Source organism: Evtepia sp. (assembly GCF_056797215.1).
Genome location: NZ_JBQILM010000018.1, coordinates 14,927 through 41,669, shown reverse-complemented (window position 1 = coordinate 41,669; position 26,743 = coordinate 14,927). Strand labels below are relative to the sequence as shown.

Below are 26,743 nucleotides of genomic sequence, written 5' to 3'. Positions count from 1 at the left end.
GCCACCACCATAGCCAGGATGTACAGGGGGAAGCTCTTTTTCTTCTCGGTGATCCAGCCCATCAGAAAGCCCATGAGGCCCACCACCACCAGGGTGAAGGGGGCCCAGGGGGTCCAGCCGGACACCACGTCGAAGATGGCCATCCCCACGCCCCCGGCGATCATCCCTGTGCGCTTGCCAAAGAGGATGGCCGCCACAAAGAGGGGCACATTGCCCAGATGGATCAGCCCGCCGTTGGCGGCGATGGGCAGGCGGATGTTCACCACGGCGGTAAAGACGTACACCAGCACGATACACATAGCGGTGAGGGTCAGCTCCCTCACGTTGCCCAGGCTGTTGGGCCGGACGGCATTTGTTTTCGCAGACATATCTCAAACACACTCCTATTCGTTCTTTCCTGACCGCACAGGGTTCCACACCCCCCGCGCTTTCACTGCCGTCAGCTTACCACAGGACTGGCCTCATCGAAAGCGCCAAAACAAAAAGATTTTTGCAGGCCAGATATGGTTTGCCCCCAGGCCAGTTTCCCAACCCCGCTTGTCATCTGGCCTGCATTCTGGTATGCTAAGGACAAAAAACGGGAGGAATGGACGATGAACAAAACAGACGGGCGCTCCCTCTTAGCGCGTTTAGAGGCCCATCGAGACCAGGGCTATCTCTCCCTGCACATGCCGGGGCACAAGGAAAATGCCACCCTGGCCCCCTACTTAAAGGCCCTGGGTGCGGAGCTGGACATCACGGAGCTGCCAGACTTTGACGACCTCCACGCCCCGGAGGGCATTTTGAAGGAGAGCATGGCCCGGGCCGCGGCACTGTTCGGGGCCCGGCGGAGCTTTTATCAGGTGAACGGTTCCACAGGGGCCCTATTGGCCGCCATCCGGGGGGCCACCCGGCGTGGGGACAAAATTTTAATGGCCCGGCATTGCCACAAGGCCGTTTATCATGCGGTGGAGCTCTGCGGCCTGGAACCGGTGTACCTGCTCCCCCCGGTGGCGGAGGGCCTCAGCGGCCCCATTTCCCCGGAAATGGTCCGGGCAGCCCTGGCGGCAGAGCCGGATGTACGGCTGGTGGTGTATCCCAGCCCCACCTATGATGGGATTCTCAGCGATACGGCGGGTATCTGTGCCGCAGCCCACGAGAAGGGGGTCCCGGTGTTGGTGGACGAGGCCCACGGGGCCCACTTAGGCCTGTGGGAGGGCTTCCCCCAAAACGCCATGCAGCAGGGGGCGGACTTGGCGGTGGCCAGCCTCCACAAGCTCCTGCCCAGCCTCACCCAGACGGCCATCCTCCACGTAGGCGGTGGCCTGGTGCCCCTGCCGGAGGTGGAGCGCCAGACGGGCATTTTCCAAAGCAGCAGCCCGTCCTACCTGCTGCTGGCCTCTATGGATGCCTGCGTGGGTTTCTTGGAGACGGAAGGCCCCGCCGCCTTTGCCGCCTGGGGCCGCCGCCTGAAGGAGGTGCGGGAAGGGCTCCAAGGCCTCCAACACCTGCGCCTAGTGACGGGCCCCTACCCCATGGACCCCGCCAAGCTGGTGATTTCCACCCGCCACAGTGCCCTGAACGGGGTGGAGCTGAAGGAGCAGCTCCGGGAGACATACAAAATTGAGCTGGAAATGGCCCTGGACCACTACGCCGTGGCCATGACTGGCCTGGGCTCCGACGACGCCATGCCAGGCCGCCTCTCCCAGGCCCTCCTTGCCCTGGACGCCGCCGCTGGCCCCGCCCCAGAGGCCCCCCCAGAGGCGAAACCCCTGCCCCCTCTCCCCCCTCAGCGCATGAAGCTGGAGGACGCCGCCCGGCAGGGGGGCGGCTTCACCTTCCTCTACGACGGCATGGGGAAGATTTCCGGGGAGTATATCTGGGCCTATCCCCCCGGCATCCCCCTGATTACCCCGGGGGAGGAGATCACCGTGGAGGTGGTGGAAACAGTGGAACAGCTGTACCGCGCCGGGGTAAAGCTCATCGGCACCCGGGGCAAGCCGCCGTTTACCACGGTGGTGGTGGAGTGAGGGGGCCGTTTCGCGCCCATAGCAGGATGTGGGCGCAAATGGTATGGCCTGCGCACCACCGAAGCATAGCGCAACGTATCGTAATGATATCTCTTTACAGTGCTCCAAAAATGTGATATATTGTCCATAAAGGAGGTGTCAGTCATGGCACAGGCAGGCAACAGCGTAAACGTAAACTTTCGGCTGGATGCACAGCTAAAGAAAAATGTGGAGGACATCTGCTCCCAAATGGGCATGAATCTGACCACCGCCCTGACCATCTTTTGTAAGAAGATGGAGCAGGAACGGCGGATTCCATTTGAAATCACCGCCGATCCGGACCCGTTCTATTCCGAGAGCAACCTCCGCCACCTGGAAAAGAAAATGGAGGACTACAGGGCCGGCCGGCTGAAACTCGCCGAACACGACTTACTGGAAGAATGAGGGCCTTGGGATGCAAATACGCCGTATCCAATGGGACTTTGACGCATGGGAGGAATACTGCACATGGCAGCAGACGGATAAAGCCGTCTTGCGGCGGATCAATCTGCTGATTCGGGATGTACTGCGCGATCCGTTCCGCGGCACTGGCAAGCCGGAGCCTCTGAAAGGGAATCTAAGCGGATTTTGGAGCCGCCGGATCGATGGGGAACATCGACTTGTTTACGCCGTGGAGGATATATCCATTGTAATCATCTCATGCAGGGGGCATTACCAATAACGCCCCGATCTCTTACCAAAGCAAAAACGCGGTATCCAGCCAACCATCTGGATACCGCGTTGATTGATTTCGTGGGTTGCGCAAAATAACTTCGGCCACCTCAAGGGACAGACTATCCCGCCTACACAGGAATGATACACTTTTCATTGTAAGCGGGAAGCAGAGAATCGTGGGTCAAAAATGACAGGTTTTCCGCTTTGGCCTGGGCTATCAACATTCTGTCAAAGGGGTCGTGGTGAGCTGGGGCATTCTCCGCCCGGGTAAGGGTTTCCAAGGCGTATACATGTTTATCCCGCAGTTCCAGCGGCAGGAACCCCGCCTCCTGGCAATACTGAGAAAGTTCCTTCCCTGTAAAGGTCACGTTGTCCGGATGTCTGGCGTGCTTGACGGCAACTTCCCAGATGGATATGGAACTGTAATAAATCACATGATCCGGGTCCAAAATCAACTCCCTGGCCTTTTCGGACAAACGGGCGTCCTCGTTCAGCGCCCAGATCAAAACGTGCGTATCCAAAAGCAGATTCATAAGTCCGTGCCTCCAAACAGCTCCACGATCTCATCGTTGTGTTGGTCCAGATCTTCGGGGGACTTGAGCTTGCCCTTGGCAATTCCTATCCGCTTAGAAACCGGCGTATCATTGTAAACGGTCATTTTTGCCACAGGCTTTCCATAACGGGCAATGATGATCTGGTCCTCTTTGCCTGTCTCAATCAGTCGGATGAGCTTTGACAGCTCTGTTTTCGCCTCAAGAATATTTACCTGCATGTCTGCACACCTCCTTTGCCTCTAAGCTCAGGGGATCATGTTGGTCTTCTTGGTCTTATTATACGTAACTTTTACGGAAATAGCAACCGGAAAAACAAAACCGCGGTATCCAGCCAACCACCTGGATACCGCGTTTATTGGTTTCGTGTGCTGCGCAAAATGGCCTTGGCTATCGTTATTCCCGAAACGCCAACAGCTTGGACGGATCGATCCCCAATACTGTGGAAATATTAAACAAGAGGTCCAGAGAGATGGGGCGGCAGATCCTTGGTGCTTCAATCGCCCCCAGATGCTGACGGCTGATGCCCACCCGTTCTGCAAGTTGTTCCTGGGTCAGTCCATTGTGCTTGCGGTAATAGGCAATGTTGTAGCCTACCTCAATAAACTTTTGGGTATTGTCAAACTCTGGGTTTTGTCTTGCCGCCATAGTTCTCACCTCCAAGATAGTTTATCCTAGTGGTGGCGGTATTAAAATTGCATAAAATCTAACTATTAATATTTTATGAGAAAACGATTGATATCCCTTTGTCTAACCCTTACAATAGATTTCGACTATGAGCCCGAATATACTGATACGCCAACCACACCCCCCAGCTTCACCGACGTCCCCGCTGACGCCTACTATTCTGACGCCGTCTCCTGGGCCGTCTCCAACGGCATCACCAACGGCAATGGCCCCAACAGCTTCGGCCCCGCCGCCGACTGCTCCCGGGGGCAGATTGTCACCTTCCTGTTCCGCCACATGGCAGAATAACCCAGCTTGATCCCCGCCCCAGGGGGAGGCCACCCCCTCCCCCTGGGGCCATACGATACCCCCATCTGCCACACAACTTAGCCCCCCATCCACCCCCGCCACAAAAACTGTAGGATACCGCAAAATTTGTAGGATTTTTTCCAAAATAATTGTTGCATTCACAGGTAGGGCGTGATATACTTTCAAGTGCAACCAGGGCAGCGGAGCAAGTTGTCCTTGCTTGCACGTCTCCAGTGTTTTTGCCTGCGCGTAACAGGCCAAAATAAATCAATAAAAAAGGAGCAAACCCATCATGAATGCTTATGTCGAACGCGTGATTGAAACTGTCAAGAAGAAGCACGGCAGCGAACCCGAATTCGTACAGACCGTTGAAGAAGTCCTCTCCTCCCTGAGCCCCGTCGTGGACGCTCACCCCGAGTATGAGGCAGTTGACCTGCTGGGCCGCATGGTCGAGCCCGAGCGTATGTTCACCTTCCGCGTGGTCTGGACCGACGACGCCGGCAAGACCCACACCAACATCGGTTACCGCTGCCAGTTCAACGGCGCTCTCGGCCCCTACAAGGGCGGCCTGCGCTTCCAGCCCAACGTGTACCCCGGCATCGTGAAGTTCCTGGGCTTTGAGCAGATCTTCAAGAACTCCCTCACCGGCCTGCCCATCGGCGGCGGCAAGGGCGGCTCTGACTTCGATCCCTCCGGCAAGTCCGACGCTGAGATCATGCGCTTCTGCCAGAGCTTCATGACCGCTCTGTATCGTTACATCGGGCCCGACGTGGACGTCCCCGCTGGCGACATGGGCGTGGGCGGCCGTGAGATCGGCTTTTTGTATGGCCAGTATCGCCGCCTGAAGGGCACCTTCGAGAACGGCGTGCTCACCGGCAAGGGCCTGTCCTATGGTGGCTCCCTGGCCCGTCCCGAGGCTACCGGCTTCGGCGCTGTGTATTATCTGCTGGAAGTCCTCAAGCACGAAGGCGAGGACATCAAGGGCAAGACCATCGTGGCTGCCGGCTTCGGCAACGTCACCTGGGGCATCTGCAAGAAGGCCATGCAGCTGGGCGCTAAGGTCATCACCCTGTCCGGCCCCGACGGCTACATCCACGATCCCGACGGTGTCTGCACCGAGGAGAAGGTGGAGTACCTGCTGGAAATGCGTTCCTCCGGCCGCAACCAGGTTAAGGATTATGCTGACAAGTTCGGCGTCAAGTTCTTCCCCGGCGAGAAGCCCTGGGGCGTGAAGGGCGACATCGTGATGCCCTCCGCTATGCAGAACGACGTCAACATGGAGCAGGCTAAGCGCATCGTGGAGACCGGTGCGAAGTACTACATCGAGGTCGCCAACATGCCCACCACCAACGACGCCCTGCAGTATCTGATGAGCCAGAAGGGCCTCATCGTTGCTCCTTCCAAAGCTGTTAACGCCGGCGGCGTTGGCGTTTCCGCTATGGAAATGTCCCAGAACTCCGAGCGTCTGTCCTGGACCGAGGAAGAGGTTGACTCCCAGCTGCAGCGCATGATGGAGAACATCCACAAGGTGTCCGCCGATGCTGCTGAGAAGTACGGCCTGGGCTACAACCTGGTGGCTGGCGCCAACATCGCTGGCTTCCTGAAGGTTGCCGAGGCTATGCTGGAGCAGGGCATCTTCTAATCCACCCCTATTCTCTGACATTCAATCACGCGAGGCCCGGCCATTTTGGCCGGGCCTTTTCTTTCTTGACGAAGGGCCCGGCGGATGATACAATAGGGCCATATTCAAAAATGGGATCACGGACGGAAAGCCGGGGCTGCGCGGCCCCGGCTTTTCCCCTATCCCTGGGAGGGACGCTCAATGAAACGCCGCGTGATCAAACTGCTCCTGCTGGCGGTGCTGGCGGTCAGCCTGGTGGCCCTGGGGCGGCAGGCTTGGAACAACAGCCGGGCCAAGCAGGACCAGGCCGAGGCCGCCGCCCTGGTACGCATGGACCCCGGCTTCCCCACCACCGCTTCCGGGGACCCCCTGCCCAAGGAGGCCGCCGCCCTGGCCTATATCGACCTGGACGGCCTGCAAGCCGTCAACCCCGATGTGGTCGGCTGGGTGGAGATTCCCGGCACAGAGCTGGCCTATCCCCTCCTGCAAGGGGAGGACAACCAATACTATCTCACCCATAGCTGGAAGCAGGAGGAAAACTCCGGCGGCTCCATTTTCCTGGAATCCACCAGCAGCCCCGACCTCTCCGACTTCCACACCATTGTCTACGGCCACCGCATGTTCAACAACAGCATGTTCGGCACCCTGAAATACTACAAGGACTACAGCTACTGGGAGGCCCACCCCAGCGTCTACCTGGTGGTAGCGGACGGCGTATACCGCTACGACATCTTCGCCGCCTACCAGGCGGGGATCGAGGACACGGTTTATGAGCTGCGCTGGGACGGCCGGGAGGAAAAGCTGATCCAGTACGCCCTGGAACAGACCGTGCTGGACACGGGCCTGGAACCCCAGCCTGGACAGCGCCATCTGGCATTATCCACCTGTACCGGCCGGGGCCACGCCAAGCGCTGGGTGGTCCACGGGGTGCTGGGGGAAGAATATCGGGAAAGGAGTGCTTCCCATGAGAAAACGAATCAGCCTGCTGGTCCTGTCTCTGGCGTTGAGCCTATTGGCGGGCTGCGGTGAGCCCGCGCCGGAGGAGTCCAGTGCGCCGGACACCAATCAAGCCGTGATGGAGGATGCCCAGTGGGCCGACGAGGCCGAAGCCCTGGTGGACTCCCCCGCCGCCGTCTCCCCCCTCCTGCTGCCCGAGGCCAGCGGCACGGCAGTGGAGGCCAACCAGCGGGCGGAGATCGACTACTCCAACCTGAAGGACGGCTATGTCATGGCCCAGTTTACCGGCCAGACCAGCACCCGCCTGAAGGTACAGGTAGCCGGCCCCAGCACCACCTATACCTATGACCTCCCCACCCAGGGCTGGGCCACCTTCCCCCTCTCTGACGGCAACGGGGACTATAGCGTCACCGTGTTCGAGAACACCTCCGGCACCAAATATGCCACCGTCCTCACCGCCAGTTTCCCCGTGGCCTTGGAGGACGAGTTCGCCCCCTTCCTGCGCCCCAACCAGTATGTGAACTATCAAGGGGCGGAAAACACCATTGCCCAGGCGGCGGAGCTCACCCAAGGCCTCAGCGACCCCTTGGAAAAGGTGGGCAAGGTCTACGACTACGTGGTGGAAACCCTGCGCTATGACAAGGAGAAGGCTGCCAGTGTCAAGAGCGGCTATCTCCCGGTGCTGGACGAGGTCCTGGCGGAGAAAAAGGGCATTTGCTTTGACTACGCCGCCCTGATGGCAGGGATGCTCCGCAGCCAAGGGGTCCCCTGCAAGCTGGTGGTGGGGTATGCCGGCTCCGCCTACCACGCCTGGATCAGCGTCTGGACGGAGGAAACCGGCTGGGTAGACGGCGTCATCTTCTTCGACGGCACCACCTGGCAGCGCATGGACCCCACCTTCGCCTCCTCCGGCAACAGCAGCGAAAGTATTATGGAATACATCGGCGACGGGAGCAACTACACGGCGAAGTATTTGTACTGAGACTGCCATGCCGCACCATCCCTAAACGCCGCCGCTTTCGTAAAAAAGAACGCCGCCACAAAGGTGGCGGCGCAAAGCAGGAGAATGGAATGAACGATGTTCCGGCGGCAGGATCACCGCCACCCTTATAGTATTCCAAATATTTCCATCCGTCAAGGGCCCCTTTTTGTCGAATGCCTAATTTCTCACAGTTTCACCAAAAATAGCGTGACTTTTCCCCGTAGTTATGGTATGCTATGAGTACAGAAGGGGGAGCCCTCCTCCTGTACCCACGAAAGGAGCTGTCTTTCATGAAATTCACCTTTACTGACAAGAAAGTGAACATCCCCGACCGCGTTCACGCCTACGCCGAGAAGAAGATCGGCAAACTGGAGCGTTATTTCAAAAACGAGCCTGAGACCTCCGTGGTCTTCAGCGTGGAGAAAGGTCGCAACATCTTAGAAGTCACCATTCGCTCTGGCGCCACCATCATCCGCGTGGCGGAGAGCACCTCCGATATGTTCGTCTCCATCGACGCCGCCGTGGCCTCCATTGAGCGCCAGCTGCGCAAGAACAAATCCCGCCTGGAAAAGCGCCTGCGCAAAGAGGCCTTCATCCCCGACGAGGAGGCCTTTGTCCCCGAGTCTGATGAGGAGGAGGATTCCTCCTATCAGGTGGTCCGCTCCAAGCGTTTCTTCTTCCGTCCCATGACGGTGGACGAGGCCATCCTCCAAATGAACCTGGTGGACCACACTTTCTTCGCCTTCCGCAACGACGATGAGGACGGCGCGTTCTCCGTGGTCTACCGCCGCAACGACGGCGGCTATGGCATCATCGTAGACCAGGACTGATGCTAAACGGAAATAAGTGAACATAAACCGCCCGGCAGGACAAGCCTGCCGGGCGGTTTTTTCTTACGCTTCCAGCTTCAAATCGTTCTCCCCTATCCAGCCCTTCCGCCGGAAGGGGATGCTGATGAGCCAAGTGAGCACGCCAGGGAGGATGAAGCACACCAGGGCCATCCCCAGCCAATCCAGCCCGGTAACGGCCTGCTTGAGCCCTTCCGCCACGTCGTTTACCCAGCCGGTGTACACCCCGATGGGCCCCACCAGGCCACAGGTGCCCATACCGGAGGACACCGGGGTGCCGTTCATCTCCATGCGGAACAGGCAGGTAGCGATGGGCCCGGTGATGGCCGAGGCCAGGGTGGGGGGGATCCAGATTTTGGGGTTGCGGACGATGTTGCCCATTTGCAGCATGGAGGTCCCCAAGCCCTGGGACACCAACCCGCCCCAGCGGTTCTCCCGGAAGGACATCACCGCGAAGCCCACCATCTGGGCGCAGCAGCCTGCCACGGCGGCCCCCCCGGCCAAGCCTGTGAGGCTCAACGCCGCGCAGATGGCGGCGCTGGAAATGGGCAGGGTCAGGGCCACCCCCACGATGACGGACACCAGGATGCCCATGAAGAAGGGCTGTAGCTCCGTGGCCCACATGATAAGCTGCCCCACTGCGGAGGCGGCCTTGCCGATGGGCGGGGCGATGAGGTAAGCCAGGCCGATGCCCACCAGCACGGTGACGATGGGGGTCACCAAAATATCAATTTTTGTCTCCTTGGACACAGCCTTGCCGCACTCCGCCGCCAGCACGGCAATCACCAATACCGCCAAGGGGCCGCCTGCCCCCCCCAGAATGTTGGTGGCGTAGCCCACCGTTACCAGGGAGAAGAGCACCAGGGGCGGGGCCTGTAGGGCATAGCCAATGGCCACCGCCATGGCAGGCCCCACCATAGCCGAGGCCAGGCCCCCTACGGTGTAGGCGGTGGCGGCGTCGCCGCAGCCTACGGTGAGGACGGTGGCACTCAAAAAACCGATATGGAATTGGGTCCCCAAGGTGTTGAGGATGGTCCCCACCAGCAGGGTACAGAACAGGCCCTGGGCCATCGCCCCCAGGGCGTCCACCCCATAGCGCTTGGCGGAGATGACAATATTTTTGCGTTTCAGAAACGCCCGTACATGCTCCATGGCATTTGTTTCCTTTCTCTTCCAAAAACAATAGACTTCACAGGTGTCAAGACACTTGCAAAGCCTATTGTAACAGTTTTTGGGGGAATGTCAATGGGAAAGCGGGAATTTCTCAGGGGTCGTAAAGGATTTCCAGGGCGGTCAACCGCTCCCGCACCCGCTGGAACGCCTCTTCACTGGGGCAGCGCAGGTTGTGGATGTGGACCCCCTTGGTCAAGGAGGACAGGGGGGCGGCACATTGCGCCTTTTCCAGGAATTGCTGCACATCGTAGCGGGAGGACAGTTGGAGCTGTCCGGTGATCTCCCCATAGAGGGGGTGCTCCACCACCACGTCAATTACCGTACAGCCGTTGTCCACCATGGCCAGGAGTTCCGCCTCTAGCCCCGCCCCATCGTGGACGCAGGCCACAGTGCGCAGCAGGCCGCTGTGCTCCCCCAGCTTGTACCCCCTGGGGGTGGCCACGATCTCCAACCCCGCCGCCCGCAGCAGGGCGATGTCCCCCACGATGACCTGACGGCTCACGGAGCACATCTCCGCCAAGGTGGTGGCACTGGTGGGCTGCTGGGAGGTCAGGGTCTGCCGGATCAATTTTCTTCGTTCTTCGGCCTTCATGGGTCGCCTCCCTCTTTGAATCTGGGGTCACTTGTTTGCGGTAAGTAGTTGGTATTTCACGTCCCAGAGCTTTTTGGACAGGTCCACATAGTAGTTGTGGGGGTTGTCAAAGCGCTTCACTTCCTCCCACATGGTGTCCATCTGTTCCTGGCAATAGCGCTGGATATCCTCCAGCTTGGGCAGCTGATACACCAGCTCGCCCTTTAGGAAGATGGGCTGTTGGAGCTCCCGGGCGGTGAAGCCGGTGATGGTCTTTTTCTTCCAGGTGGCGTCGGGGTCGAAAATGGTCAGGCTGCCGTCGGGGTTTTTGTTGCTCTCCACGTCCTCGTCCCAGACGCACAGCCAGTCGCCAATGGCCTTGCCGTGCTCGTTGTCGTAGAGGCGGTACACCCGCTTGAACTGGGGGGTGGTGATTTTGGCGATGTTCTCGCTGAGCTTGATTTTGGGGATCACCTGGCCGCTTTCATCCTCATAGGCCACCAGCTTATACACGCCGCCGAACACCGGCTCACTGCGGGCGGTGATGAGCCGCTCGCCTACGCCGAAGCTGTCGATCTGGGCCCCTTGGAGAAGCAGGTCCTGGATGATGAACTCGTCCAGGGAGTTGGACACGGTGATTTTACAGTCCGGCCACCCGGCCTCGTCCAGCATCTGCCGGGCAGTCTGGGTGAGGTAGGCCATGTCCCCGGAGTCCAGGCGGATGCCGCAGTGGGTGATCCCCCGGGGCCGGAGCACCTCGTTGAAGGCCCGGATGGCGTCGGGGATGCCGCTTTTCAGGGTGTTATAAGTGTCCACCAGCAGCACAGCGTTGTCGGGGTAGATCTCGCAGTAGGTCTTAAAGGCCTCGTACTGGGTCTCGAAGGTCTGGACCCAGGCGTGGGCCATGGTCCCCCCGGCGGGGACGCCATAGAGCTGGTCGGAGATGGTGCAGGCCGTACCCTTGCAGCCGCCGATGAAAGCGGCCCGGGCTCCGTCGATGGCCCCCCCGGAGCCCTGGGCCCGGCGGGAGCCGAACTCCAACACCGTGCGCCCCTTGGCGGCCCGGACGATACGGTTGGCCTTGGTGGCGATGAGACTTTGGTGGTTGATGGTCAGCAGCAGGAAGGTCTCCAAAAGCTGGGCCTCGATGGCAGGGGCCCGGACGGTGAGGATGGGCTCCTGGGGGAACACCGGGGTCCCCTCGGGGACGGCGTAGATGTCCCCGGTGAACTGAAAGTTGCTCAGATAGTCCAAAAACGCCTCGTCGAACAGGTTCCGGCTGCGGAGATAGGCGATGTCCTCCGGCTCAAAATGGAGGTCCTGGATGTATTCCACCACCTGCTCCAGTCCGGCGGCGATGGCGTAGCCCCCGTTGTCGGGGACGTTGCGGAAGAAGAGGTCGAAATGGGTGATGCGGTCCTTGTATCCGGCCTTAAAGTAGCCGTTGCCCATGGTGAGCTCATAGAAATCGCACAGCATGGTCATGTTCAGGGTCTTACTTGTGTTCATGGTCAACACCTTCTGTTTTCATCCCGCCCAGGGGGCAGGTTGTTTGGCGTCCAGGGCCGGGGGGGACCCGCCCGGTGACGGACTGACAAGACAGCCGTAAAGTCCACCCCGCACGCTTTCCTCAACTATACACGAAAGCAGGGAAAAATGCAAGGAATCCCTGCAAAATCCGAAGTTTTTCCTCTGGGCGGCTGGATTCTTAAGAGATTTCTGTCATCCCATCCAAACATCCTCTTCGCCACATCCAGAGGATTCACGCATCCAGAAGCCAATCCAGGGCATATAGTTGGCGGATTCCATTGTGGGAAATGGGCGGGTCCAAGTCCATTGTGAGCAGATATTTGGGATAATGATCCGTTATCCCGTCCAGGGGCCGCAATTCCCGTTCCAGGGTTGCCTCCCCCCGTACCGTCCAGGCCACCTGGTAATAGGCCAACTCCCCCTCTTGGTCCTGGGTTACAAAGTCCACCTCCGCATTCCCCATTTTCCCCACATAGACCGTGTAGCCTCTGCGTATCAACTCCAAGTAGACCACATTTTCCAGGATATGGCCCTGATCCACATTGCGCTGCCCCAAGAGGTAATACCGCAGGCCCAGATCCGCCAGGTAATATTTCTCTTGGAGCTGGAGATACGCCTTACCCTTGATATCATAGCGACTGACCCGGTACATCAACAAGCTCTCCGTAATCCCCTCCAAATAGTTCTCCACAGTGTGGCTAGAAATTTTCCGGCCTGCACTGGTCATACTGTCCGCGATTTTTTTGACGGTGCAGGGATTCCCAATGTTATCAAAGAGGAACTTGAGCACACTTTTCAGCATGGAGGGGTCCTGTATTTTTTTCCGGGCCACAATGTCGTTGAGAACCACTGAATGGTAGATACCATCCAGATAGGCATGGATATTGCGGCGGCTGTTGAGCTGGACTGTATAGGGAAAGGAGCTGTTGTAGACATAGCTGCGGTACAGCTCCTCCTTACTGACGCCTTCGTTGAAGGCACTGGCATACTCCCGAAAGGAGAGGGGCAGCATTTTCAGCTCCACATAGCGCCCAGACAGCAGCGTTGCCAGTTCCCCCGACATGAAATAGGCATTGGAACCTGTGAGGTACACGTCAGCGTTCTTCTTCACGAAAAGGCTGTCCACAGCCTTTTGATAGTCCACCACATGCTGGATCTCATCCAGGAAGATATAGTTCATCCGGTCAGGGCACATCTGTCCTTTGATATAGTCATACAGCGCCCGATAGTCGCAAAGGGGTTCATTCTCAGCCTCTTCAAAGTTGAGGGTAATCATCTGTTCCTCCAAAATTCCCAGGGTACGCAACTGCTCCTGGAATAGATCGAACAGGGTGGACTTTCCACAGCGGCGGATTCCAGAGATCACCTTGATGATCTGCTGATCCTTCCACTCCATCAGGAAGTTCAAATAGTTTGGCCGTTGGATCATCATCCTTCTCCTCCTGGCTTTGTTTTCTAATAGGATACCACAAAAATCAGATAAATAAAAGAGTTTGCAATATATTTCAAACTCTTCTCATTCCCAATCCAAGGGAAAATCCCAAAGCATTTTGCCATACCCCGTCATTTTTGCTTGTCCCCTGGGTATGAACCCCCGCCCTGGGCCATAGGGTTTAGGAGAAAGGACGGGATCAACTATGAAGTTTCTACCTTCCAAGGAAAAGCGGCGGCGGGTGATCGTCCTGCGCCGCCGGCATGTGGCCATCCCCGCGGCGCTGCTGTGCATCTGCGCCCTATGCCTGCTGGCGAACCTGCCGGCCTATGTGTCCGCCTCCACCGCCACCCGGCAGCTGCCCATCTACTGCGTCCAGCGGGACAGCAAGGTCTGTGCCCTCTCCTTCGACGCCGCCTGGGGCAATGAGGACACCCAAACCCTCATCGACATTCTGGACCGCTACCAGGTAAAAGCCACCTTCTTCGTGGTGGGGGACTGGGTGGACAAATACCCGGAGTCGGTGAAAGCCCTGTCGGACGCAGGCCACGAGATCATGTGCCACTCCAACGACCACGCCCACTTCAACACCCTCTCCGCCGACCAGATCGCGGCAGATATCAACGCCTGCTGTGACAAAATAGAAGCCGTCACCGGCACCCGCCCCACCCTCTTCCGCCCCCCCTTTGGGGAGTATGACGACCACGTGGTCACCACCGTGCGGGGCATGGGCATGGAGATCATCCAGTGGGACGTGGACAGCCTGGACTGGAAGGACTACGACGCCCCCACCATCACCCAGCGGGTGACCTCCAAGGTGGGCCCGGGGTCCATTGTCCTCTTCCATAACGCCGCCCTCCACACCCCGGAGGCCCTGCCCTCCATCCTGGAATACCTCCTCCAGGAGGGCTACGACGTGGTCCCCATCAGCCAACTCATCCTTACCGGGGACTATACCCTGGACCACACCGGCCGCCAGTGCCCGGCCCAGTGACGGCCCCTTGTTTTTCCCCTTTCCCGCCATTCCCAGGAGAAGGGTGTTGCGCTCCAAGGAATTTTCGTGTATACTAGCAACAGAAACCTATCCTTGCGGGGTGACGTGACGTTATGTATCAGGTGATCATTGTAGAAGACGACCCCATGGTCTCTGAGATCGAAAAGCAATATGTGGAACACAACAACGACAAATTATCCATAGCCGGTGTTTTCCACAACGGGCAGGACGCGCTGGACTTCATCCGCTCCACCCCAGTGGACCTCATCCTATTGGATTACTATATGCCGGTGATGGACGGGCGCAGCTTCCTGACCACCCTCCGGGCGGAGGGCTTTATGGCCGAGGTGATTATGGTCACCGCCGCCAGCGAAGCCAGCCACGTGGGGGAACTGTATGCCTACGGCGTCTCGGACTATCTCATCAAGCCCTTTGACTACACCCGCTTCCAGACTTCCCTAAAACGCTTCCTCTCCCGGCGGGAGGCCTTCTCCGGCGACAAGGCCTTCAACCAGGAGGAGCTGGACCGGGTGATCTCCCCGGACGTCCAGCGGGGTTTGCGGCTCATGGACAAGGGCATCCATCCGGTGACCTTGGAGCTGATCTGCTCTTTCCTCCGGGAGCACAAGAACGAACGGCTGTCCATTGACGACCTGGCCAAAAACGTGGCCCTCTCCCGGGTGACCCTCCGGCGGTATATGAACTATCTGATCGACAAAAACTACGTCATCGGCGGTGTAGACTACTACACAGGGGGCCGCCCCTCCGCCATGTACACGTATATTGGGGATTGACCAAAGCCCCGGCGCGAACCAATCGCGCCGGGGCTTTTTCGTGGGTCAAAAAAGGCTTCGCCTGTCAAAACCGCCCACTATATCCATTGATGTAATAGGTCAGCATGGCCAGCTCCTCCACCTGCTTCCCATTGGGCAGGGTCCCGGTACACTTCAGCCGCAGGACAATCACCGGGTACTCCACCCCCTTCTCCGTCACGGTCTCTGTGGCCGCGGCCTTGGCCGCCGCCTCGTCGTAACGCAGATAGGCCAGGGCAAAGGCGCCGGGGAGGGAGAACTCCAATTTCTCCGCCTCCGTGCGCTTTTTGCAGTGGTCGGTGACCTCTTTTGTGCTGTTGTACTGCTCCACCGTACAGGGGATGCCGTTTACCGTGGCGCTGTCCACCTCAAATTTGGTGTAGGTCTTGGGGCTGTCAGCGGTGGCGGCGAAGGAGAGCACCAGGCGGTTTTCCTGGCAGGTGCGCACGGTCTCCTCCCAGCGGCAGTCCTCCTTGCCATCCGGCAGGCCCAGCACCTGGCGCAGGGTCTGCCGGATGTTCCCCTTGGGCTTCACCTCCAAGGCATTCAGGGACACCCAGGCCAGGTCCCCCCGGAGAAACTCTGTGGCGCTGGTATACTCCCCCTTGGTGAAACCCAGCTTGTCCGAGAGCTTCCATGCCTCGTCCCAGGTAAAGTCTGTCTCAGAGCTGTACCCCAGGGCCCGGAGCACAAAGGTCAAAAACTCCGTGGCGCTCACAGGGCTGTCGGGGTCGAAGCGCTCCCCGCCCCGGCCGGTGGCCAGGCCCTTGGCAAAGGCGTAGCCCACATAGGGCTCCGCCCACGCCGGCAGGTCGGTGAAGGGGGTCTCCCACTCCCCTTCCAGGGCCGCCGCCTCCGCCCCCAGCAGACGCACCAGCATGGTGACGCTCTGGGCCCGGTTGGGGGCCTTGTCCAAATCGAAGATAGGGAAGCCCTCGCTGTCCACCCCGTTGCCTTGGAGCAGGCCCAGCTGGTAGAGGCTCCAGGCGGCGGTCTCCTTCTCCCCTGCGTTGGCCGCCAGGGCGGGGCAAGCCAGCCCCGCCCACAGGACCAACGCTAAGAATAGTACACATACTTTTTTCATGCTGTTTCTCCTTTGTATCGGGTCAGAGCAGATGCAGACCCTCCAATAAAATCTTGACCCCCAGCAGGATGAGGATCAGCCCCCCAAGGGACTGCGCCTTGGCCCGGTAGCGCAGGCCAAAGAGGCCCCCCAGCTTCACCCCTACAGCGGACAGGACAAAGGTGGTCCCGGCAATGCAGGCCACCGCCGGTAGGATTTCCACCGCCAAAAAGGCAAAGGTGATGCCCACCGCCAAGGCGTCGATGCTGGTGGCCACCGCCAAGGCCAACATCTCCCCAAAGCCCAGGGACGCACTGGCCCCCTCTGATTCCCCTGCCCTGGCCTCCCGGAGCATATTGGCCCCCAGGAACACCAGCAGGCCAAAGGCGATCCAGTGGTCCACCGAGGTGATATACTGGGCAAAGCGGGAGCCCAGGAGCCAGCCCAGCAGGGGCATCAGCCCCTGGAAGCCCCCGAACCAGAGCCCCGGCACACAGGCCCGCCCCAGGGAGACCTTCCCCAAGGCCAGGCCCTTGCACACGGACACCGCGAAGGCGTCCATAGACAGGCCCACCGCCAGAAAAAACAGTGCCAAATATCCCATACGATCCCTCCCGTTCACCGTTCACCTTATGTACCCGGCGGGACCCTTATACCGTTTTTGCTGGGATGGGAAAAATAGGCAACAGCCTTAGGGGGTATGGTGTCCCCCCAAGGCTGCTGGCAGATTAGTTCAGGCTTTCCCAGGCTTTCTCCAAAAAGCTCTCGTCAAAGGCCACCTCTGGGGCCACGCCCTCCTGGATGCTCCCGGCCAGTTTGGTCAGGGTGATGGCCGCCTCATAGCCGCTCTCGGAGTGGTAGCCCTTGTAGTTGGCCAAGCCCCGCTCCTTGTCGTACTGGGCGTCGTAGAGCAATTCCTCCTCCGCGCCCTCGAAGAGGGGCAGCAGCTTTTCCGCAATCTCCTCCGGGGTGGCGGTCTCCATCCACTGCATGGCCCGGGCCATGGCGTTCACCGCCTTCTGCACCAGCTCCGGGTCGCTCTCAATGAGGGCGTCGGAGGTCATAACGGTGAAGAGCTCATAGCTGGCGGAGCCGATGATCTCCTGGATCACCGCGTCCTCGGTGCCATCCACGATCACCACGCCGCCGGCGTCCAGCAGCTTCTTGGCGGACCAGGGGTTGGTGGACACAGCCCCCTGCAATTCCCCCGCCTGGATGGCGGCGGCATAGCCGGCGCTGCCCATGGTGATGACGTTCACGTCCGTCTCCGGCACCAGGCCGGCCTTGTTCATGCAGGCCATGGCGAAGGAGTAGGGGCCGCTGTTGGCGCTCTTGCCCCCAGCCACGGTACCGCCCCGGAGGGATTCCAAGGTGCTGTATTCTTCACTGGCGCCGATGAGCTGATAGGGGTACTTCTGGGTGGTGGACACCAGCACCTTCATCCCCTGGCCCTGCTCGTTGACCACCAAGGCGGTCTCAATGCCCTTCAGGCAGAACTGGGCCTCCCCGGAGAGCACCGGGGTGGAGCCGTCGGCCCCGGACACGGTCTCGAAGCTGACATCCAGCCCCTCTTCCTCAAAGTAGCCCAAGGTCTCCGCCAGGTAAGCGGGGGCCCAGTGGTAGCCCCGGACCTCTTCCGTGATGACCACAGGGGTCAAGGCCCCGGCATCGTCCTGCGTCCCGCTGCCTTCCGCCTCCGGCTTCTCTCCGCAGCCGCCCAGCAGCCCCAGGCACAGGGTCAGGGCCAGCAGCCATGCCAAGTGTTTCTTCATCTCGCACAATCTCCTTTTCCTTGGTAAAAATCTATGGAAAACCCTTCCGGGTTGTCCTCATGCGGCAGGGGCCTGCCAACGCAGCAGCCACCGTTCCAGCAGCCGCACCACGCAGTCCAGCAGGACCACCACCAGGACAATCACCAGCACGCAGCACAGCACCCGTTCCATGTCGTAGCGCTCCCCCGCGTCGGCGATCACCCAGCCCATGCCCCGGCTGGCGCCCAAATACTCCCCCACAATGGCCCCGGACAGGGACAGCCCCAGGCTGGTGCGCAGGCTGGCCAGCAGCCAGGGCAGGCTGGCAGGGAGGATCACCTTGCCCATCACCTGCCTCCTGGTTCCGCCCAGCAGCTTCACCGCCGCAATGAGCTCCGGCTCCACCGCCCGGACCCCGGAGTAGAGGTTGAACACGAACACAAAAAACACCATCAACCCGGCGATGAGCACCTTGGAGCGCAGCCCCAGGCCAAACCAGATGATGATGAGGGGCCCCAGGGCCAGCTTCGGCAGGCCGTTGAGGCCGGTGAGCAGGGGCATCAGTGCCCGGCTCACCCTAGGCGCTACCCCTAAGGCAAAGCCCGCCAGGCTCCCCAGCAGCGCCCCGAAGAGCAGGCCCAGGCCCGCTTCCTCCAAGGTGGCGCTCAGGTGGCGGCCCATGGCGCCGCTGTCCACCATCTCCCAAAACTCCGCCCAGATCAGGCTGGGGCGGCTGAAAAAGAAGGGGTTCACATGCCCCCCCGCCGCGGCCCATTCCCAGAGGCATACCGCCAGGGCCAGCGCCAGCACCGTCCACACGCCGGGGCCAGGAGAAAACCGTCGTCTCATAGGCCCTCCTCCCCCCGGCGCAGCTCCCGTTCCAGGTCCCGCCACACCGTCTCTTCCAGCTCCACAAAGTGGGGAGAGAATTTCACGTCCATCACCCGCCGGGGCCTGGGCAGGTCGATGGGGTACTCCCTCACCACCCGGCCGGGGCGGGCACTCATCAGCACCACCCGGTCCGCCAGGGTAATGGCCTCGGTGAGGTCATGGGTAACATAGAGGATGGTGCAGCCAGTCTCCTCCCACAGCCGGAGGATATCGTCTTGGAGTTTTTGCCGGGTGAGGGCGTCCAGGGGGGCAAAGGGCTCGTCCATCATCAGCACCGCCGGGGACACCGCCAGCACCCGGGCAATGGCCGCCCGCTTCCGCATCCCCCCGGAGAGCTCCCGGGGATAACTCCCCTCAAAGCCCCCCAGGCCCATCTGCTCCATGAGCAGCTGTGCCCGGTCCCGGCGCGCCTGCTTGCCCACGCCCCGCAGCTCCATAGCCAGGGCCACGTTGTCCAGCACCGTGCGCCAAGGCAGCAGGGTGTCCCGCTGGGAGACATAGCCCACCGAGGGGGGCAGGCCCTCCACCGGCTCCCCCGCCAGATGGACCCGCCCCTGGCTGGCTGGGAGCTGCCCTGCCAGCACATTCAGCGCCGTGGTCTTGCCACAGCCAGAGGGCCCCACCAGGGCCACCAGCTCCCCCTGGGCCACAGAGAGGTCCATCCCCTCCAAGGCCCGGAGGCGCTTTCCGTCGGCAGAGGGGAACTCCACCGTCACGTCTTTTAATTCCAGCATTTCTATGATGGGCACCCCTCTCCATGACACAATTCTTGCATACTGTCCTATTATATGAGATTTCTCCATCCTTGTCAATGCCAGGACAAGTCCTCCACCCCCTGCTCTGCACACGTCCCGTTGATTGGCCCTACCACGTCCCCTACGGCATCCTCTACGCCAAGTCCCCCTCCCCGGCAGTCGCGGGCTTTCTGGACATCCTGCGCCAGCTCTCCCCACCCAACGCCGCCGCTACGTGAGGGGCAATGTGGCGTGGAGACAAGAAAATGAGGCACACCAACGGATGTGCCTCACAGGATTCCTCAGGGGATGCCCTCTATTATCGTGCGCTTTTCAATTCTTCTACATCATGTGCCAGGCTCTTGATGGCGGTGCGCAGTACAACCACCTCTGCCTCTAGGTTCTCCACCCGGCTCTTGGGTATCAGGTTATTTAACACGTTCTCATGCCCCTCCGCCAACAGCTTCAACTGGGGCAGGACAATATTCTCCTGGGTGACCGCCACCCGGGTCAAGGTGGTCTGCATGTCGGCAATGGTAGCCTGGGTCTCCTCCTGCTTTGCCTCCATTTTGTCCATCCGGCCTTCCACGCGTTCCATCCGGCCGTCCATTTTGTCCATCCGGCCTTCCATTCGTTCCATCCGGCCGTCCATTTTGTCCATCCGGCCTTCCATTCGTTCCATCCGGCCTTCCATTCGTTCCATCTGGCCTTCCATTCGTTCCATCTGGCCTTCCATTCGGTCCATCCGGCCGTCCATCCGGTCCATCTGGCCCTGCATTTGCTCCAAGATTGCTAAGATCTTTTCTTCATTGTTCATATGTATCTCCTCTCCCGTGAGCCGCCTAAATCTTAACTTTATGATGCTATCATACCATGGATGGCAACCAATGGCAAGAGCAACGCCAAGGTGCAAGCTGGATTCTGCCCGGCAGGCAGGATAATACTTGATAAATCCCCAGGGGCATGCTACAATAAATTATAAAATGATTGGATATCGGGGCAGGCTGGTATGGCTTGCGGAAAGCGGTTTTCAATACGGAGTTTAGGAAAGGGTAGGAGACGAAAATGCCAATCTTTGATCGTTTTGTCCCACGGGAAGCTGCCCGGGGCGAGCAGGAAAGGAACGCGTTTCATCCCATCCCCTACAGGAAAATGTTCTCAGAACTGGATGCAGCCGGTGAAGAGGCAAAAGCGCACTATCCGGACGACAGCAAAACCGTAGATGAGTTTATCCGTGTTCTCAAGGAAACCTGCAGAGACCGGCACAGGAAGGTATTGGATGGCGAGTGGCGGCCTATGAAAGCGGAGGCACGGTTTTTCCTGTCAACGGACCGGATGTGCGCCTATGCCTGCCTGCTCCCCCCAGAGAACGACGGCGATGGGATCAGCTTTGAGACCTTTTGGGAAGACCTGCATTATGAGGGGATCCTCTACGGCGTGTTTCCGGAGGAGGCGCTCCAACGGGACTATGGCTGTGGATATCTCCACATCTTCCCGGTGGCCCGGGGAAAGCTGCCCTGCCCCGGGTCAGACGGCAAGCTCACGGAGCTGTTCCAGCGGCGCATCAATATGCGCCTGGACATACAGGACGGCAGCCAAGTGGACTTCGGCCCCGACAGCCAGGTGCAGCCCATCCGAAAGGGGGCGGTTATCTGCATGATCCGTCCCCCAAAGCCGGGGACGGACGGCATGGATGTCACAGGGCAGGCCCTCCCCAGCCCCCCGGTGGTCAGCGCCCATGTGCCCCAGGGGGTGAACACCAAGATCGAACGGGGCGGCTTGGCCCTCACCGCCGGGGCGGACGGAATCCTATACATCGAAAACGATCTGTTTTGCGTCCAGGCCCAGAAGATCATCGACGGGAGCATGGAGCAATTCCAGGGGACGCTTCAAATCTCGGGCAACCTCTACGTGGAGGGAAACGTAGACGGCGGGGTCTCCATTGAGGCCTCTGGTGACATCATCATCGGCGGGAAGATGGGGCAGGCCCGGGTGGTCTCCACCGGCGGGACTATCCGCGTCCAGGAGGGGATTTTCGGCACCACAGGGCAGACCTTCCTCACCGCAGCCCGCCAGGTGCAGTCCCCTGTGATGGAGTGTGCGCAGATCGTGGCGGAAACCAGCGTAATCGCGGAGATGGTCAACAACTGCGAAATCCGCTGTGGCGGCACCGTGTATGCCATGGGCGGCCGGGGGATGATTGTGGACAGCCAAATTCGGGCCGGGGGCAGCGTCCTGTGCCTGCGCATCGGGAACTTAGCCGGAGGCCGGAGCCAGATCTCCGTGGGCTATCCCCCCCACATCCCGGAGACCTGGGAGCGGGTCCGGGGGGAGCTGGTGGAAATCGGCCCCACCCTCACCGTGCTGTGGGACAATATCACCGCCCTGCGGAAGCTGGGGCACCGGATTTCGGACAAGGAGCAGGCGGTGCTGGAAACCCTCCTAGAGCAGCGCAAGCTGTACATTGAGCGGCAGGCGATGTTGAAAATCGACTTGGCCGAGGTGGACAAAGCCCTGGACAAAAAAAGCAAGGGGATCATCCGCTGTGAGAAATTGCAGCCCTGCCTGGACGTCCAAATCGGCCGCGCCAAGGAAGCGGTCACCACCATAGAGGAACAGTGTAATATCCACCTCTGTGAGCGGAGAATCCTATTAAAGTGAACACACAGCGTAACCCCCCGGGCGGCACCGTCCGGGGGTACGTTATGCCCATCCCCAACAAAAAACAGAGGCTACCACACCCTATGGTGCGATAGCCTCTGTTTTTTGGAGCAGGTAAAGGGAGTCGAACCCTCCTATCAAGCTTGGGAAGCTTGCGTTCTACCGATGAACTATACCTGCATTTTCCGCCAGGGGAGGGGCCAAAAGGGCACCGTCATCTGACTACCTGCGTATTATAGCACGAGCCGCAGGAAATTTCAAGGGGAAATTTTGTCGGATTTCCGTCCCCCTGCCGCGAAAGCAGGCGCACCATTTCCCCCCAGGCTCATAGAATGGAATGGCAAGCAACGCCAGTCTGAAACAACCAGAGGAGGTAACATTATGAGTGAACGGGTCGTACCCGGTCCGGTGCAAGATAGCTGCGGCATCCGGGAAGCCGTGTGCATCCATACGAAAAAGATTTACGACAGTTGCCGTGACAAGGATTGCATCGAAGACCTGCGGGTCTATCCCACCAGAGGCTCCCAAGCGGTCATTGACCGCGCCCTCAGTGTCCGGGGAGGGCGGGCGGAGCTGCTGAGAGCCTACATCGACGTGGAGCCCGCCGCCTACAACCGGGGCTTCTTCAGCGTAGACATCCGCTACTACTACCGCATCACCGCCGAGGCCTTTTTGGGCGGGGCCCGCACCGCCGACATCAGCGGCCTGGCGGTCTTTGACAAGCGGGTGATCCTCTTTGGCAGCGAGGGCAACGCCAAAGTCTTCTCCTCCCGCTACCAGCCCGACGGGCCCGACGCCCAGCTGGGCCGGCGCAGCAATCTCCCCGAAGCGGTGGTGGAGGCGGTGGACCCCATCGTCCTGAGCCTGCGCCTGTGCGAGGGCTGCGACTTTGGCGGCTGTGGCTGCCCCTGCCCCCCCGGCTGCGCACCAGTGTGCCCGCCCCCGCCGCCCCCCTGCGGGCCCTGCGCCCCTGGTACCCCTGGCGGCCCTGGCGGCCCCGGTACATCCGGCACCCCTGGCGCCAGCATGGTCTATGGGGAGAACGAGCTCACGGAGATCCCCACAGGCATTGACGCCCTCTTCGACAGCGAGCTGTGCTTCGACGCCTGCGCCCGGCGGCTGTGCGTCACCCTGGGCCAGTTCTCCATCGTGCGCCTGGAGCGGGACTCCCAGCTCCTCATCCCCATGTACGACTACTGCATGCCCACCCGGGAGTGCAGCGGCGGCGGGGACGACTGCTGCGACGAAGACCCCTGCGAGATCTTCCGGCAGATCCGCTTCCCTGTGGGCGAATTCTTCCCCCCCAGCGCCTTGCCTGGGATGGAGGAGGAGCCCGGCGGCGGGAACTGCTGCGGCGGCGGCAACAACTGCTGTAGCTGCGGCTGCTGACCACGCCCCCCAAGCGCAATGGGTGGGGCCCCCTGGAATACAGGGGGCCCCACTCTTTTTCTGTCCTGATATGGTTTTACCGAATTGGAAGCCCCTATTTCCCCGCCAGGACCCGGGCCTCACTGGCGGGCTTCCCAGCCCGGCGGCTCATCCGGCGGAGGGCTTTTTCCAGCTCACACACCACCAGGGGTGTCACCGCCAGCCCCAGGACGGCAGCCCATTCCTGGCCGTCCAGGGCCACCACGGAGAAGGCCCCCTGCAAGGGCGGCAGCAGCAGCACCGCCACTTGAAGGGCCGCCCCAGCCAGGAAGGCCTTGTTCATGGCGGGGTTGGAGAACAAGCCAATGTGGAACAGGGACGCCTCCTCGCTGCGCACGTCAAAGGCGTGGAAGAGCTGGCTGAAGGTGAGGGTGGCAAAGGCCATGGTGTTGGCCACGGCGTAGGACTCCGCCAGCACCAGCCCCAGCCAGTAGGCCAGCAGGGTCAGCCCCCCCACCAGGCAGCCCTGCCACAGCAGGCGGAAGGAAAAGCCCTTGGAGAACAGTGGCTCCTCCTTCCCCCGGGGGGCCTGGCTCATCACGGCCTCCTCCACCCCCTCCATCCCCAGGGCCAGGGCGGGGAGGGAATCCGTCACCAGGTTCAGCCACAGCAGCTGCACCGGGCTCAGGGGGGCGTGGGGGAAGGCCAGGAGGGTGGCCAGGAAGATGGCCAAAATCTCCCCGATGTTACAGGAGAGCAGGTAGTGGATGGCCTTGCGGATGTTGGCATAAATCCCCCGGCCCTGCTCTACGGCGGCCACCACCGTGGCAAAGTTGTCGTCGGTGAGGATCATGTCCGCCGCGCCCTTGGCCACGTCGGTGCCCCCCTTGCCCATGGCGCAGCCGATGTCGGCGGTTTTCAGGGCGGGGGCGTCGTTGACCCCGTCCCCGGTCATAGCCACCACCCTGCCCCGCTTCTGCCAGGCCCGGACGATGCGCATTTTGTGCTCCGGGGTCACCCGGGCGTACACCGACACCGCCTCAATCTCCTCCTCCAGCATCTCCTGGGGGAGCATGTCCAGGGCGGGTCCATCCAGGGCCCGGTCCCCGGGGCGGAAAATGTTCAAGTCCCGGGCAATGGCTACGGCGGTGTCCTTGTGGTCCCCGGTAATCATCACCGGACGGATGCCCGCCGCCGTACAACGGGACACCGCCTCCCGGACCTCTGGCCGGGGTGGGTCCATCATCCCCACCAGGCCCACAAAGCACAGCTCCCGTTCCAGTTCACCGGCGGTGTAACGGCCGGGGAGCTGGGCCCGCTCCCCCTGGGCCACCGCCAGCACCCGCAGGGCCGCCCCTGCCAGGGCCTGGTTTTCCCGGCGGATGCGCTCCCGCTCCGACCCAGTGAGGGGCCGGGGGCCGTTGGACCCCAGGATGTGGGTGCAGCAGGCCAACACCGCCTCCGGGGCCCCCTTCACGGCAATGAGGCAGCCCCCCTGGGGGGTGGTGTGGCAGGTGGCCATGCGCTTGCGGCTGGAATCGAAGGGAGCCTCCCCCTTCCGGGGATAGCTTTTTTCCAGCTCCCCCCGGAGGAAGCCCTCCTGGGCGGCGATGGCGGCAATGGCGGCCTCTGTAGGGTCCCCGGTGAAGCCGCCGCCGGGGGTGGCCTTGGCATCCCCGCACAGGGCCCCTAGGGTAAGTAAGGTTTTGCGGTCCGCCCCGCCGGGGGTGCGCAGTTCCAGGACGGTCATTTGGTTCTTGGTGAGGGTACCGGTCTTGTCGGAACAGATCACCGAGGCACAGCCCAAGGTCTCCACCGCGGGCAGGCGCTTGATGATGGCCCCCCGCTTGGCCATCCGCCCCACCCCCATGGCCAGGACGATGGTGACAATGGCAGGCAGGCCCTCTGGGATGGCCGCCACCGCCAGGGCCACGGCGGTGAGGAACATGTCCAGCATGTCCCGGTGTTGGAGCATCCCCACGCCGAACATCACGGCGCACACCCCCACGCACACCAGGGACAGTACCTTGGATACCTCCCCCATCTTCTGCTGCAAGGGGGTCTCCCCCTGGTCCTGGTTCAGCAGCAGCCCGGCAATGCGGCCCATCTCCGAGGCCATCCCCGTGGCGGTAATCACCACCCGCCCCCGGCCTCCGGTGATGACGGTGCCGCCGATGACCATGTTCCGCCGCTCCGCCAAGGGGGTCTCCGGGGCCAGGGCGCCCCCGGCCTGCTTGTGGACCGGGAGGGACTCCCCCGTCATGGCGGACTCATCTGCCTGTAGCTCCGCCGCCCACAGCACCCGCCCGTCGGCGGGGACGAAATCCCCCGCCTCCAAAAGCACCACGTCCCCGGGCACCAGCTGGGCACTGTCCAAACGCAGCTCCTGTCCTCCCCGGACCACCAGAGTCTTGGGGGCGGAGAGCTGTTGCAGGGCTTCCAGGGCTTTCCGGGCGTTGTCCTCCTGGGAGACGGAGATCACGGTGTTAAAGGCCACGATCAGCAGGATGATGGCGGCGTCTAGCCAGTCCTCCCCGCCCCCGGCGAAGTAGGACAGCCCCGCCGCCGCCAGCAGCACTAGGATCATGGGGTCCTTGAGCTGGGCTAAGACCCGGAAAAACAGCCCCGCCTGCTTCCCCTGCTCCAAACGGTTTTCCCCGAACTGTCCCAGGCGCTTTTTGGCCTCCGCCGGGGAGAGGCCCCGGTCGCTGTCGCTGTGGAGCTCGTCCAGCACCTGGCGCAGGGATTTTGTGTGAAAGGCTCGTTCCATACGCTCCCTCTTTTCCTATGGGTTGTCCCCTCTATCCTAGCGGAATGGGCACACGTCATTCTGTCGCTTTCTGGATGGTGGGAAAATTTTCCTGGGCAGGGGGACAACCCGCCCTTCCCTCTTGACGGGGGAGCAAAGCCTTGTTATGATATAGTTAACTTAAAAAAGGAGGGGACAACTATGCCGACCGAGAAAGAGATTTTAATGATTCAGAAAGCCACCATGTTCGACCTAAAGCAAATCTTGGAGGCCAACCCCGACAAAACATACACCGTTGACGAGCTAAAAGCCCTGATTGATGCCTATATCGCTGGCTTGCAGTAACAGGACGGGAACACAAAAACGTGCAAGAGCATA

Annotated in this window: 29 protein-coding genes and 1 tRNA gene; 14 read left to right on the top strand and 16 right to left on the bottom strand. The window is 60.8% G+C overall.

Annotated features, from left to right (window positions below; genetic code table 11):
- Positions 1-368, bottom strand: a 368-nt coding sequence (locus ACTOZL_RS05585) for an ECF transporter S component (RefSeq protein ID WP_482477170.1), incomplete at its 3' end; no start/stop codon positions are given.
- 225 nt (positions 369-593) lie between these two features.
- Here ACTOZL_RS05585 and ACTOZL_RS05580 point away from each other — a divergent pair.
- The 3 genes from ACTOZL_RS05580 (at position 594) to ACTOZL_RS05570 (ending at position 2,709) form a co-directional block, all read left to right on the top strand.
- Positions 594-2,009, top strand: a complete 1,416-nt coding sequence (locus ACTOZL_RS05580; RefSeq protein ID WP_482477169.1) for an aminotransferase class I/II-fold pyridoxal phosphate-dependent enzyme — start codon at positions 594-596, stop codon at positions 2,007-2,009.
- Between the two features lie 144 nt (positions 2,010-2,153).
- Positions 2,154-2,432 (top strand): type II toxin-antitoxin system RelB/DinJ family antitoxin, encoded by a 279-nt coding sequence (locus ACTOZL_RS05575; RefSeq protein ID WP_482477168.1) that lies wholly within the window; start codon positions 2,154-2,156, stop codon positions 2,430-2,432.
- Between the two features lie 10 nt (positions 2,433-2,442).
- Positions 2,443-2,709: a Txe/YoeB family addiction module toxin gene (locus ACTOZL_RS05570; RefSeq protein ID WP_482477167.1), complete on the top strand. Its 267-nt coding sequence runs from the start codon at positions 2,443-2,445 to the stop codon at positions 2,707-2,709.
- Between the two features lie 121 nt (positions 2,710-2,830).
- Here the strand turns inward: ACTOZL_RS05570 and ACTOZL_RS05565 are convergent, their stop codons facing one another.
- The 3 genes from ACTOZL_RS05565 to ACTOZL_RS05555 form a co-directional block, all read right to left on the bottom strand.
- Positions 2,831-3,235: a type II toxin-antitoxin system VapC family toxin gene (locus ACTOZL_RS05565; protein ID WP_482477165.1), complete on the bottom strand. Its 405-nt coding sequence runs from the start codon at positions 3,233-3,235 to the stop codon at positions 2,831-2,833.
- Positions 3,232-3,474, bottom strand: a complete 243-nt coding sequence (locus ACTOZL_RS05560; RefSeq protein WP_482477164.1) for a type II toxin-antitoxin system Phd/YefM family antitoxin — start codon at positions 3,472-3,474, stop codon at positions 3,232-3,234. The genes ACTOZL_RS05565 and ACTOZL_RS05560 overlap by 4 nt, the downstream gene beginning before the upstream one ends.
- A gap of 175 nt (positions 3,475-3,649) precedes the next feature.
- Positions 3,650-3,901 carry a helix-turn-helix domain-containing protein gene (locus tag ACTOZL_RS05555; protein ID WP_482477163.1) on the bottom strand — a complete coding sequence of 84 codons (252 nt, stop codon included), beginning with the start codon at positions 3,899-3,901 and terminating at the stop codon, positions 3,650-3,652.
- 75 nt (positions 3,902-3,976) lie between these two features.
- Between ACTOZL_RS05555 and ACTOZL_RS05550 the strand changes: the two genes are divergently transcribed.
- The 5 genes from ACTOZL_RS05550 (at position 3,977) to hpf (ending at position 8,618) form a co-directional block, all read left to right on the top strand.
- Entirely contained in the window at positions 3,977-4,228 is a 252-nt protein-coding gene (locus ACTOZL_RS05550; protein WP_482477162.1) for an S-layer homology domain-containing protein, read from the top strand.
- A gap of 292 nt (positions 4,229-4,520) precedes the next feature.
- Positions 4,521-5,870, top strand: a complete 1,350-nt coding sequence (gdhA, locus tag ACTOZL_RS05545; protein ID WP_482477160.1) for an NADP-specific glutamate dehydrogenase — start codon at positions 4,521-4,523, stop codon at positions 5,868-5,870.
- A gap of 180 nt (positions 5,871-6,050) precedes the next feature.
- Positions 6,051-6,878, top strand: a complete 828-nt coding sequence (gene srtB, locus ACTOZL_RS05540; RefSeq protein ID WP_482477159.1) for a class B sortase — start codon at positions 6,051-6,053, stop codon at positions 6,876-6,878.
- A complete protein-coding gene (locus ACTOZL_RS05535; protein ID WP_482477158.1) occupies positions 6,814-7,788 on the top strand; it encodes a transglutaminase-like domain-containing protein in 975 nt (324 codons plus the stop codon). The genes srtB and ACTOZL_RS05535 overlap by 65 nt, the downstream gene beginning before the upstream one ends.
- A gap of 290 nt (positions 7,789-8,078) precedes the next feature.
- Positions 8,079-8,618, top strand: a complete 540-nt coding sequence (gene hpf / locus ACTOZL_RS05530; protein ID WP_482477157.1) for a ribosome hibernation-promoting factor, HPF/YfiA family — start codon at positions 8,079-8,081, stop codon at positions 8,616-8,618.
- 63 nt (positions 8,619-8,681) lie between these two features.
- Here hpf and ACTOZL_RS05525 read toward each other — a convergent pair whose 3' ends face one another.
- The 4 genes from ACTOZL_RS05525 to ACTOZL_RS05510 form a co-directional block, all read right to left on the bottom strand.
- Positions 8,682-9,788, bottom strand: coding sequence for a PTS sugar transporter subunit IIC (locus ACTOZL_RS05525; RefSeq protein ID WP_482477156.1), 1,107 nt, complete (start codon positions 9,786-9,788; stop codon positions 8,682-8,684).
- A gap of 112 nt (positions 9,789-9,900) precedes the next feature.
- Positions 9,901-10,401 (bottom strand): transcription repressor NadR, encoded by a 501-nt coding sequence (locus tag ACTOZL_RS05520; protein WP_482477155.1) that lies wholly within the window; start codon positions 10,399-10,401, stop codon positions 9,901-9,903.
- A gap of 27 nt (positions 10,402-10,428) precedes the next feature.
- On the bottom strand, positions 10,429-11,889 hold the full coding sequence (locus ACTOZL_RS05515; protein ID WP_482477154.1) for a nicotinate phosphoribosyltransferase: 1,461 nt from the start codon (positions 11,887-11,889) through the stop codon (positions 10,429-10,431).
- Between the two features lie 253 nt (positions 11,890-12,142).
- On the bottom strand, positions 12,143-13,339 hold the full coding sequence (locus ACTOZL_RS05510) for an ATP-binding protein (protein WP_482477153.1): 1,197 nt from the start codon (positions 13,337-13,339) through the stop codon (positions 12,143-12,145).
- Positions 13,340-13,547: 208 nt separating this feature from the next.
- Between ACTOZL_RS05510 and ACTOZL_RS05505 the strand changes: the two genes are divergently transcribed.
- Both ACTOZL_RS05505 and ACTOZL_RS05500 read left to right on the top strand, forming a co-directional pair.
- The gene (locus tag ACTOZL_RS05505; protein WP_482477152.1) at positions 13,548-14,336 is read left to right on the top strand and encodes a polysaccharide deacetylase family protein; all 789 of its coding nucleotides are present in this window, start codon (positions 13,548-13,550) and stop codon (positions 14,334-14,336) included.
- A 113-nt stretch (positions 14,337-14,449) separates the two neighbouring features.
- On the top strand, positions 14,450-15,130 hold the full coding sequence (locus tag ACTOZL_RS05500) for a response regulator (RefSeq protein WP_482477151.1): 681 nt from the start codon (positions 14,450-14,452) through the stop codon (positions 15,128-15,130).
- A gap of 64 nt (positions 15,131-15,194) precedes the next feature.
- Here the strand turns inward: ACTOZL_RS05500 and ACTOZL_RS05495 are convergent, their stop codons facing one another.
- The 5 genes from ACTOZL_RS05495 to ACTOZL_RS05475 form a co-directional block, all read right to left on the bottom strand.
- Positions 15,195-16,232 (bottom strand): S-layer homology domain-containing protein, encoded by a 1,038-nt coding sequence (locus ACTOZL_RS05495; protein ID WP_482477150.1) that lies wholly within the window; start codon positions 16,230-16,232, stop codon positions 15,195-15,197.
- A gap of 22 nt (positions 16,233-16,254) precedes the next feature.
- Positions 16,255-16,815, bottom strand: a complete 561-nt coding sequence (locus ACTOZL_RS05490) for a manganese efflux pump MntP (RefSeq protein ID WP_482477149.1) — start codon at positions 16,813-16,815, stop codon at positions 16,255-16,257.
- A gap of 124 nt (positions 16,816-16,939) precedes the next feature.
- Positions 16,940-17,983, bottom strand: coding sequence for an ABC transporter substrate-binding protein (locus tag ACTOZL_RS05485; RefSeq protein ID WP_482477148.1), 1,044 nt, complete (start codon positions 17,981-17,983; stop codon positions 16,940-16,942).
- Positions 17,984-18,040: 57 nt separating this feature from the next.
- Complete coding sequence (locus ACTOZL_RS05480) at positions 18,041-18,811, bottom strand: ABC transporter permease (protein WP_482477147.1); 771 nt, start codon at positions 18,809-18,811, stop codon at positions 18,041-18,043.
- Positions 18,808-19,587 (bottom strand): ABC transporter ATP-binding protein, encoded by a 780-nt coding sequence (locus ACTOZL_RS05475; RefSeq protein ID WP_482477145.1) that lies wholly within the window; start codon positions 19,585-19,587, stop codon positions 18,808-18,810. The genes ACTOZL_RS05480 and ACTOZL_RS05475 overlap by 4 nt, the downstream gene beginning before the upstream one ends.
- Before the next feature lie 77 nt (positions 19,588-19,664).
- Here ACTOZL_RS05475 and ACTOZL_RS05470 point away from each other — a divergent pair, with 77 nt between their 5' ends.
- On the top strand, positions 19,665-19,826 hold the full coding sequence (locus ACTOZL_RS05470; RefSeq protein ID WP_482477144.1) for a hypothetical protein: 162 nt from the start codon (positions 19,665-19,667) through the stop codon (positions 19,824-19,826).
- Between the two features lie 80 nt (positions 19,827-19,906).
- On the opposite strand, the gene ACTOZL_RS05465 is transcribed toward ACTOZL_RS05470, so the two are convergent.
- Complete coding sequence (locus tag ACTOZL_RS05465) at positions 19,907-20,404, bottom strand: hypothetical protein (RefSeq protein ID WP_482477142.1); 498 nt, start codon at positions 20,402-20,404, stop codon at positions 19,907-19,909.
- A gap of 479 nt (positions 20,405-20,883) precedes the next feature.
- On the opposite strand from ACTOZL_RS05465, the gene ACTOZL_RS05460 reads away from it, so the two are divergent.
- Positions 20,884-22,248, top strand: a complete 1,365-nt coding sequence (locus ACTOZL_RS05460) for a flagellar assembly protein A (RefSeq protein WP_482477140.1) — start codon at positions 20,884-20,886, stop codon at positions 22,246-22,248.
- Positions 22,249-22,354: 106 nt separating this feature from the next.
- Here ACTOZL_RS05460 and ACTOZL_RS05455 read toward each other — a convergent pair.
- Positions 22,355-22,428, bottom strand: a tRNA-Gly gene (locus ACTOZL_RS05455).
- 201 nt (positions 22,429-22,629) lie between these two features.
- Here ACTOZL_RS05455 and ACTOZL_RS05450 point away from each other — a divergent pair.
- Entirely contained in the window at positions 22,630-23,637 is a 1,008-nt protein-coding gene (locus tag ACTOZL_RS05450; protein WP_482477139.1) for a hypothetical protein, read from the top strand.
- A gap of 94 nt (positions 23,638-23,731) precedes the next feature.
- Here ACTOZL_RS05450 and ACTOZL_RS05445 read toward each other — a convergent pair whose 3' ends face one another.
- A complete protein-coding gene (locus ACTOZL_RS05445) occupies positions 23,732-26,386 on the bottom strand; it encodes a cation-translocating P-type ATPase (RefSeq protein WP_482477138.1) in 2,655 nt (884 codons plus the stop codon).
- 180 nt (positions 26,387-26,566) lie between these two features.
- Here ACTOZL_RS05445 and ACTOZL_RS05440 point away from each other — a divergent pair, with 180 nt between their 5' ends.
- Positions 26,567-26,710: a hypothetical protein gene (locus ACTOZL_RS05440; RefSeq protein ID WP_482477137.1), complete on the top strand. Its 144-nt coding sequence runs from the start codon at positions 26,567-26,569 to the stop codon at positions 26,708-26,710.
- Positions 26,711-26,743 lie beyond the last annotated feature (33 nt).

What these genes read in the sequence shown, in the direction of transcription:
- ACTOZL_RS05580 (WP_482477169.1), top strand. Translation starts at nt 594, where the DNA reads ATGAACAAAACAGACGGGCGCTCCCTCTTAGCGCGTTTAGAGGCCCAT.
- ACTOZL_RS05575 (WP_482477168.1), top strand. Translation starts at nt 2,154, where the DNA reads ATGGCACAGGCAGGCAACAGCGTAAACGTAAACTTTCGGCTGGATGCA.
- ACTOZL_RS05570 (WP_482477167.1), top strand. Translation starts at nt 2,443, where the DNA reads ATGCAAATACGCCGTATCCAATGGGACTTTGACGCATGGGAGGAATAC.
- ACTOZL_RS05565 (WP_482477165.1), bottom strand. Translation starts at nt 3,235, where the DNA reads ATGAATCTGCTTTTGGATACGCACGTTTTGATCTGGGCGCTGAACGAG.
- ACTOZL_RS05560 (WP_482477164.1), bottom strand. Translation starts at nt 3,474, where the DNA reads ATGCAGGTAAATATTCTTGAGGCGAAAACAGAGCTGTCAAAGCTCATC.
- ACTOZL_RS05555 (WP_482477163.1), bottom strand. Translation starts at nt 3,901, where the DNA reads ATGGCGGCAAGACAAAACCCAGAGTTTGACAATACCCAAAAGTTTATT.
- ACTOZL_RS05550 (WP_482477162.1), top strand. Translation starts at nt 3,977, where the DNA reads ATGAGAAAACGATTGATATCCCTTTGTCTAACCCTTACAATAGATTTC.
- gdhA (WP_482477160.1), top strand. Translation starts at nt 4,521, where the DNA reads ATGAATGCTTATGTCGAACGCGTGATTGAAACTGTCAAGAAGAAGCAC.
- srtB (WP_482477159.1), top strand. Translation starts at nt 6,051, where the DNA reads ATGAAACGCCGCGTGATCAAACTGCTCCTGCTGGCGGTGCTGGCGGTC.
- ACTOZL_RS05535 (WP_482477158.1), top strand. Translation starts at nt 6,814, where the DNA reads ATGAGAAAACGAATCAGCCTGCTGGTCCTGTCTCTGGCGTTGAGCCTA.
- hpf (WP_482477157.1), top strand. Translation starts at nt 8,079, where the DNA reads ATGAAATTCACCTTTACTGACAAGAAAGTGAACATCCCCGACCGCGTT.
- ACTOZL_RS05525 (WP_482477156.1), bottom strand. Translation starts at nt 9,788, where the DNA reads ATGGAGCATGTACGGGCGTTTCTGAAACGCAAAAATATTGTCATCTCC.
- ACTOZL_RS05520 (WP_482477155.1), bottom strand. Translation starts at nt 10,401, where the DNA reads ATGAAGGCCGAAGAACGAAGAAAATTGATCCGGCAGACCCTGACCTCC.
- ACTOZL_RS05515 (WP_482477154.1), bottom strand. Translation starts at nt 11,889, where the DNA reads ATGAACACAAGTAAGACCCTGAACATGACCATGCTGTGCGATTTCTAT.
- ACTOZL_RS05510 (WP_482477153.1), bottom strand. Translation starts at nt 13,339, where the DNA reads ATGATCCAACGGCCAAACTATTTGAACTTCCTGATGGAGTGGAAGGAT.
- ACTOZL_RS05505 (WP_482477152.1), top strand. Translation starts at nt 13,548, where the DNA reads ATGAAGTTTCTACCTTCCAAGGAAAAGCGGCGGCGGGTGATCGTCCTG.
- ACTOZL_RS05500 (WP_482477151.1), top strand. Translation starts at nt 14,450, where the DNA reads ATGTATCAGGTGATCATTGTAGAAGACGACCCCATGGTCTCTGAGATC.
- ACTOZL_RS05495 (WP_482477150.1), bottom strand. Translation starts at nt 16,232, where the DNA reads ATGAAAAAAGTATGTGTACTATTCTTAGCGTTGGTCCTGTGGGCGGGG.
- ACTOZL_RS05490 (WP_482477149.1), bottom strand. Translation starts at nt 16,815, where the DNA reads ATGGGATATTTGGCACTGTTTTTTCTGGCGGTGGGCCTGTCTATGGAC.
- ACTOZL_RS05485 (WP_482477148.1), bottom strand. Translation starts at nt 17,983, where the DNA reads ATGAAGAAACACTTGGCATGGCTGCTGGCCCTGACCCTGTGCCTGGGG.
- ACTOZL_RS05480 (WP_482477147.1), bottom strand. Translation starts at nt 18,811, where the DNA reads ATGAGACGACGGTTTTCTCCTGGCCCCGGCGTGTGGACGGTGCTGGCG.
- ACTOZL_RS05475 (WP_482477145.1), bottom strand. Translation starts at nt 19,587, where the DNA reads ATGCTGGAATTAAAAGACGTGACGGTGGAGTTCCCCTCTGCCGACGGA.
- ACTOZL_RS05470 (WP_482477144.1), top strand. Translation starts at nt 19,665, where the DNA reads ATGCCAGGACAAGTCCTCCACCCCCTGCTCTGCACACGTCCCGTTGAT.
- ACTOZL_RS05465 (WP_482477142.1), bottom strand. Translation starts at nt 20,404, where the DNA reads ATGAACAATGAAGAAAAGATCTTAGCAATCTTGGAGCAAATGCAGGGC.
- ACTOZL_RS05460 (WP_482477140.1), top strand. Translation starts at nt 20,884, where the DNA reads ATGAAAGCGGAGGCACGGTTTTTCCTGTCAACGGACCGGATGTGCGCC.
- ACTOZL_RS05450 (WP_482477139.1), top strand. Translation starts at nt 22,630, where the DNA reads ATGAGTGAACGGGTCGTACCCGGTCCGGTGCAAGATAGCTGCGGCATC.
- ACTOZL_RS05445 (WP_482477138.1), bottom strand. Translation starts at nt 26,386, where the DNA reads ATGGAACGAGCCTTTCACACAAAATCCCTGCGCCAGGTGCTGGACGAG.
- ACTOZL_RS05440 (WP_482477137.1), top strand. Translation starts at nt 26,567, where the DNA reads ATGCCGACCGAGAAAGAGATTTTAATGATTCAGAAAGCCACCATGTTC.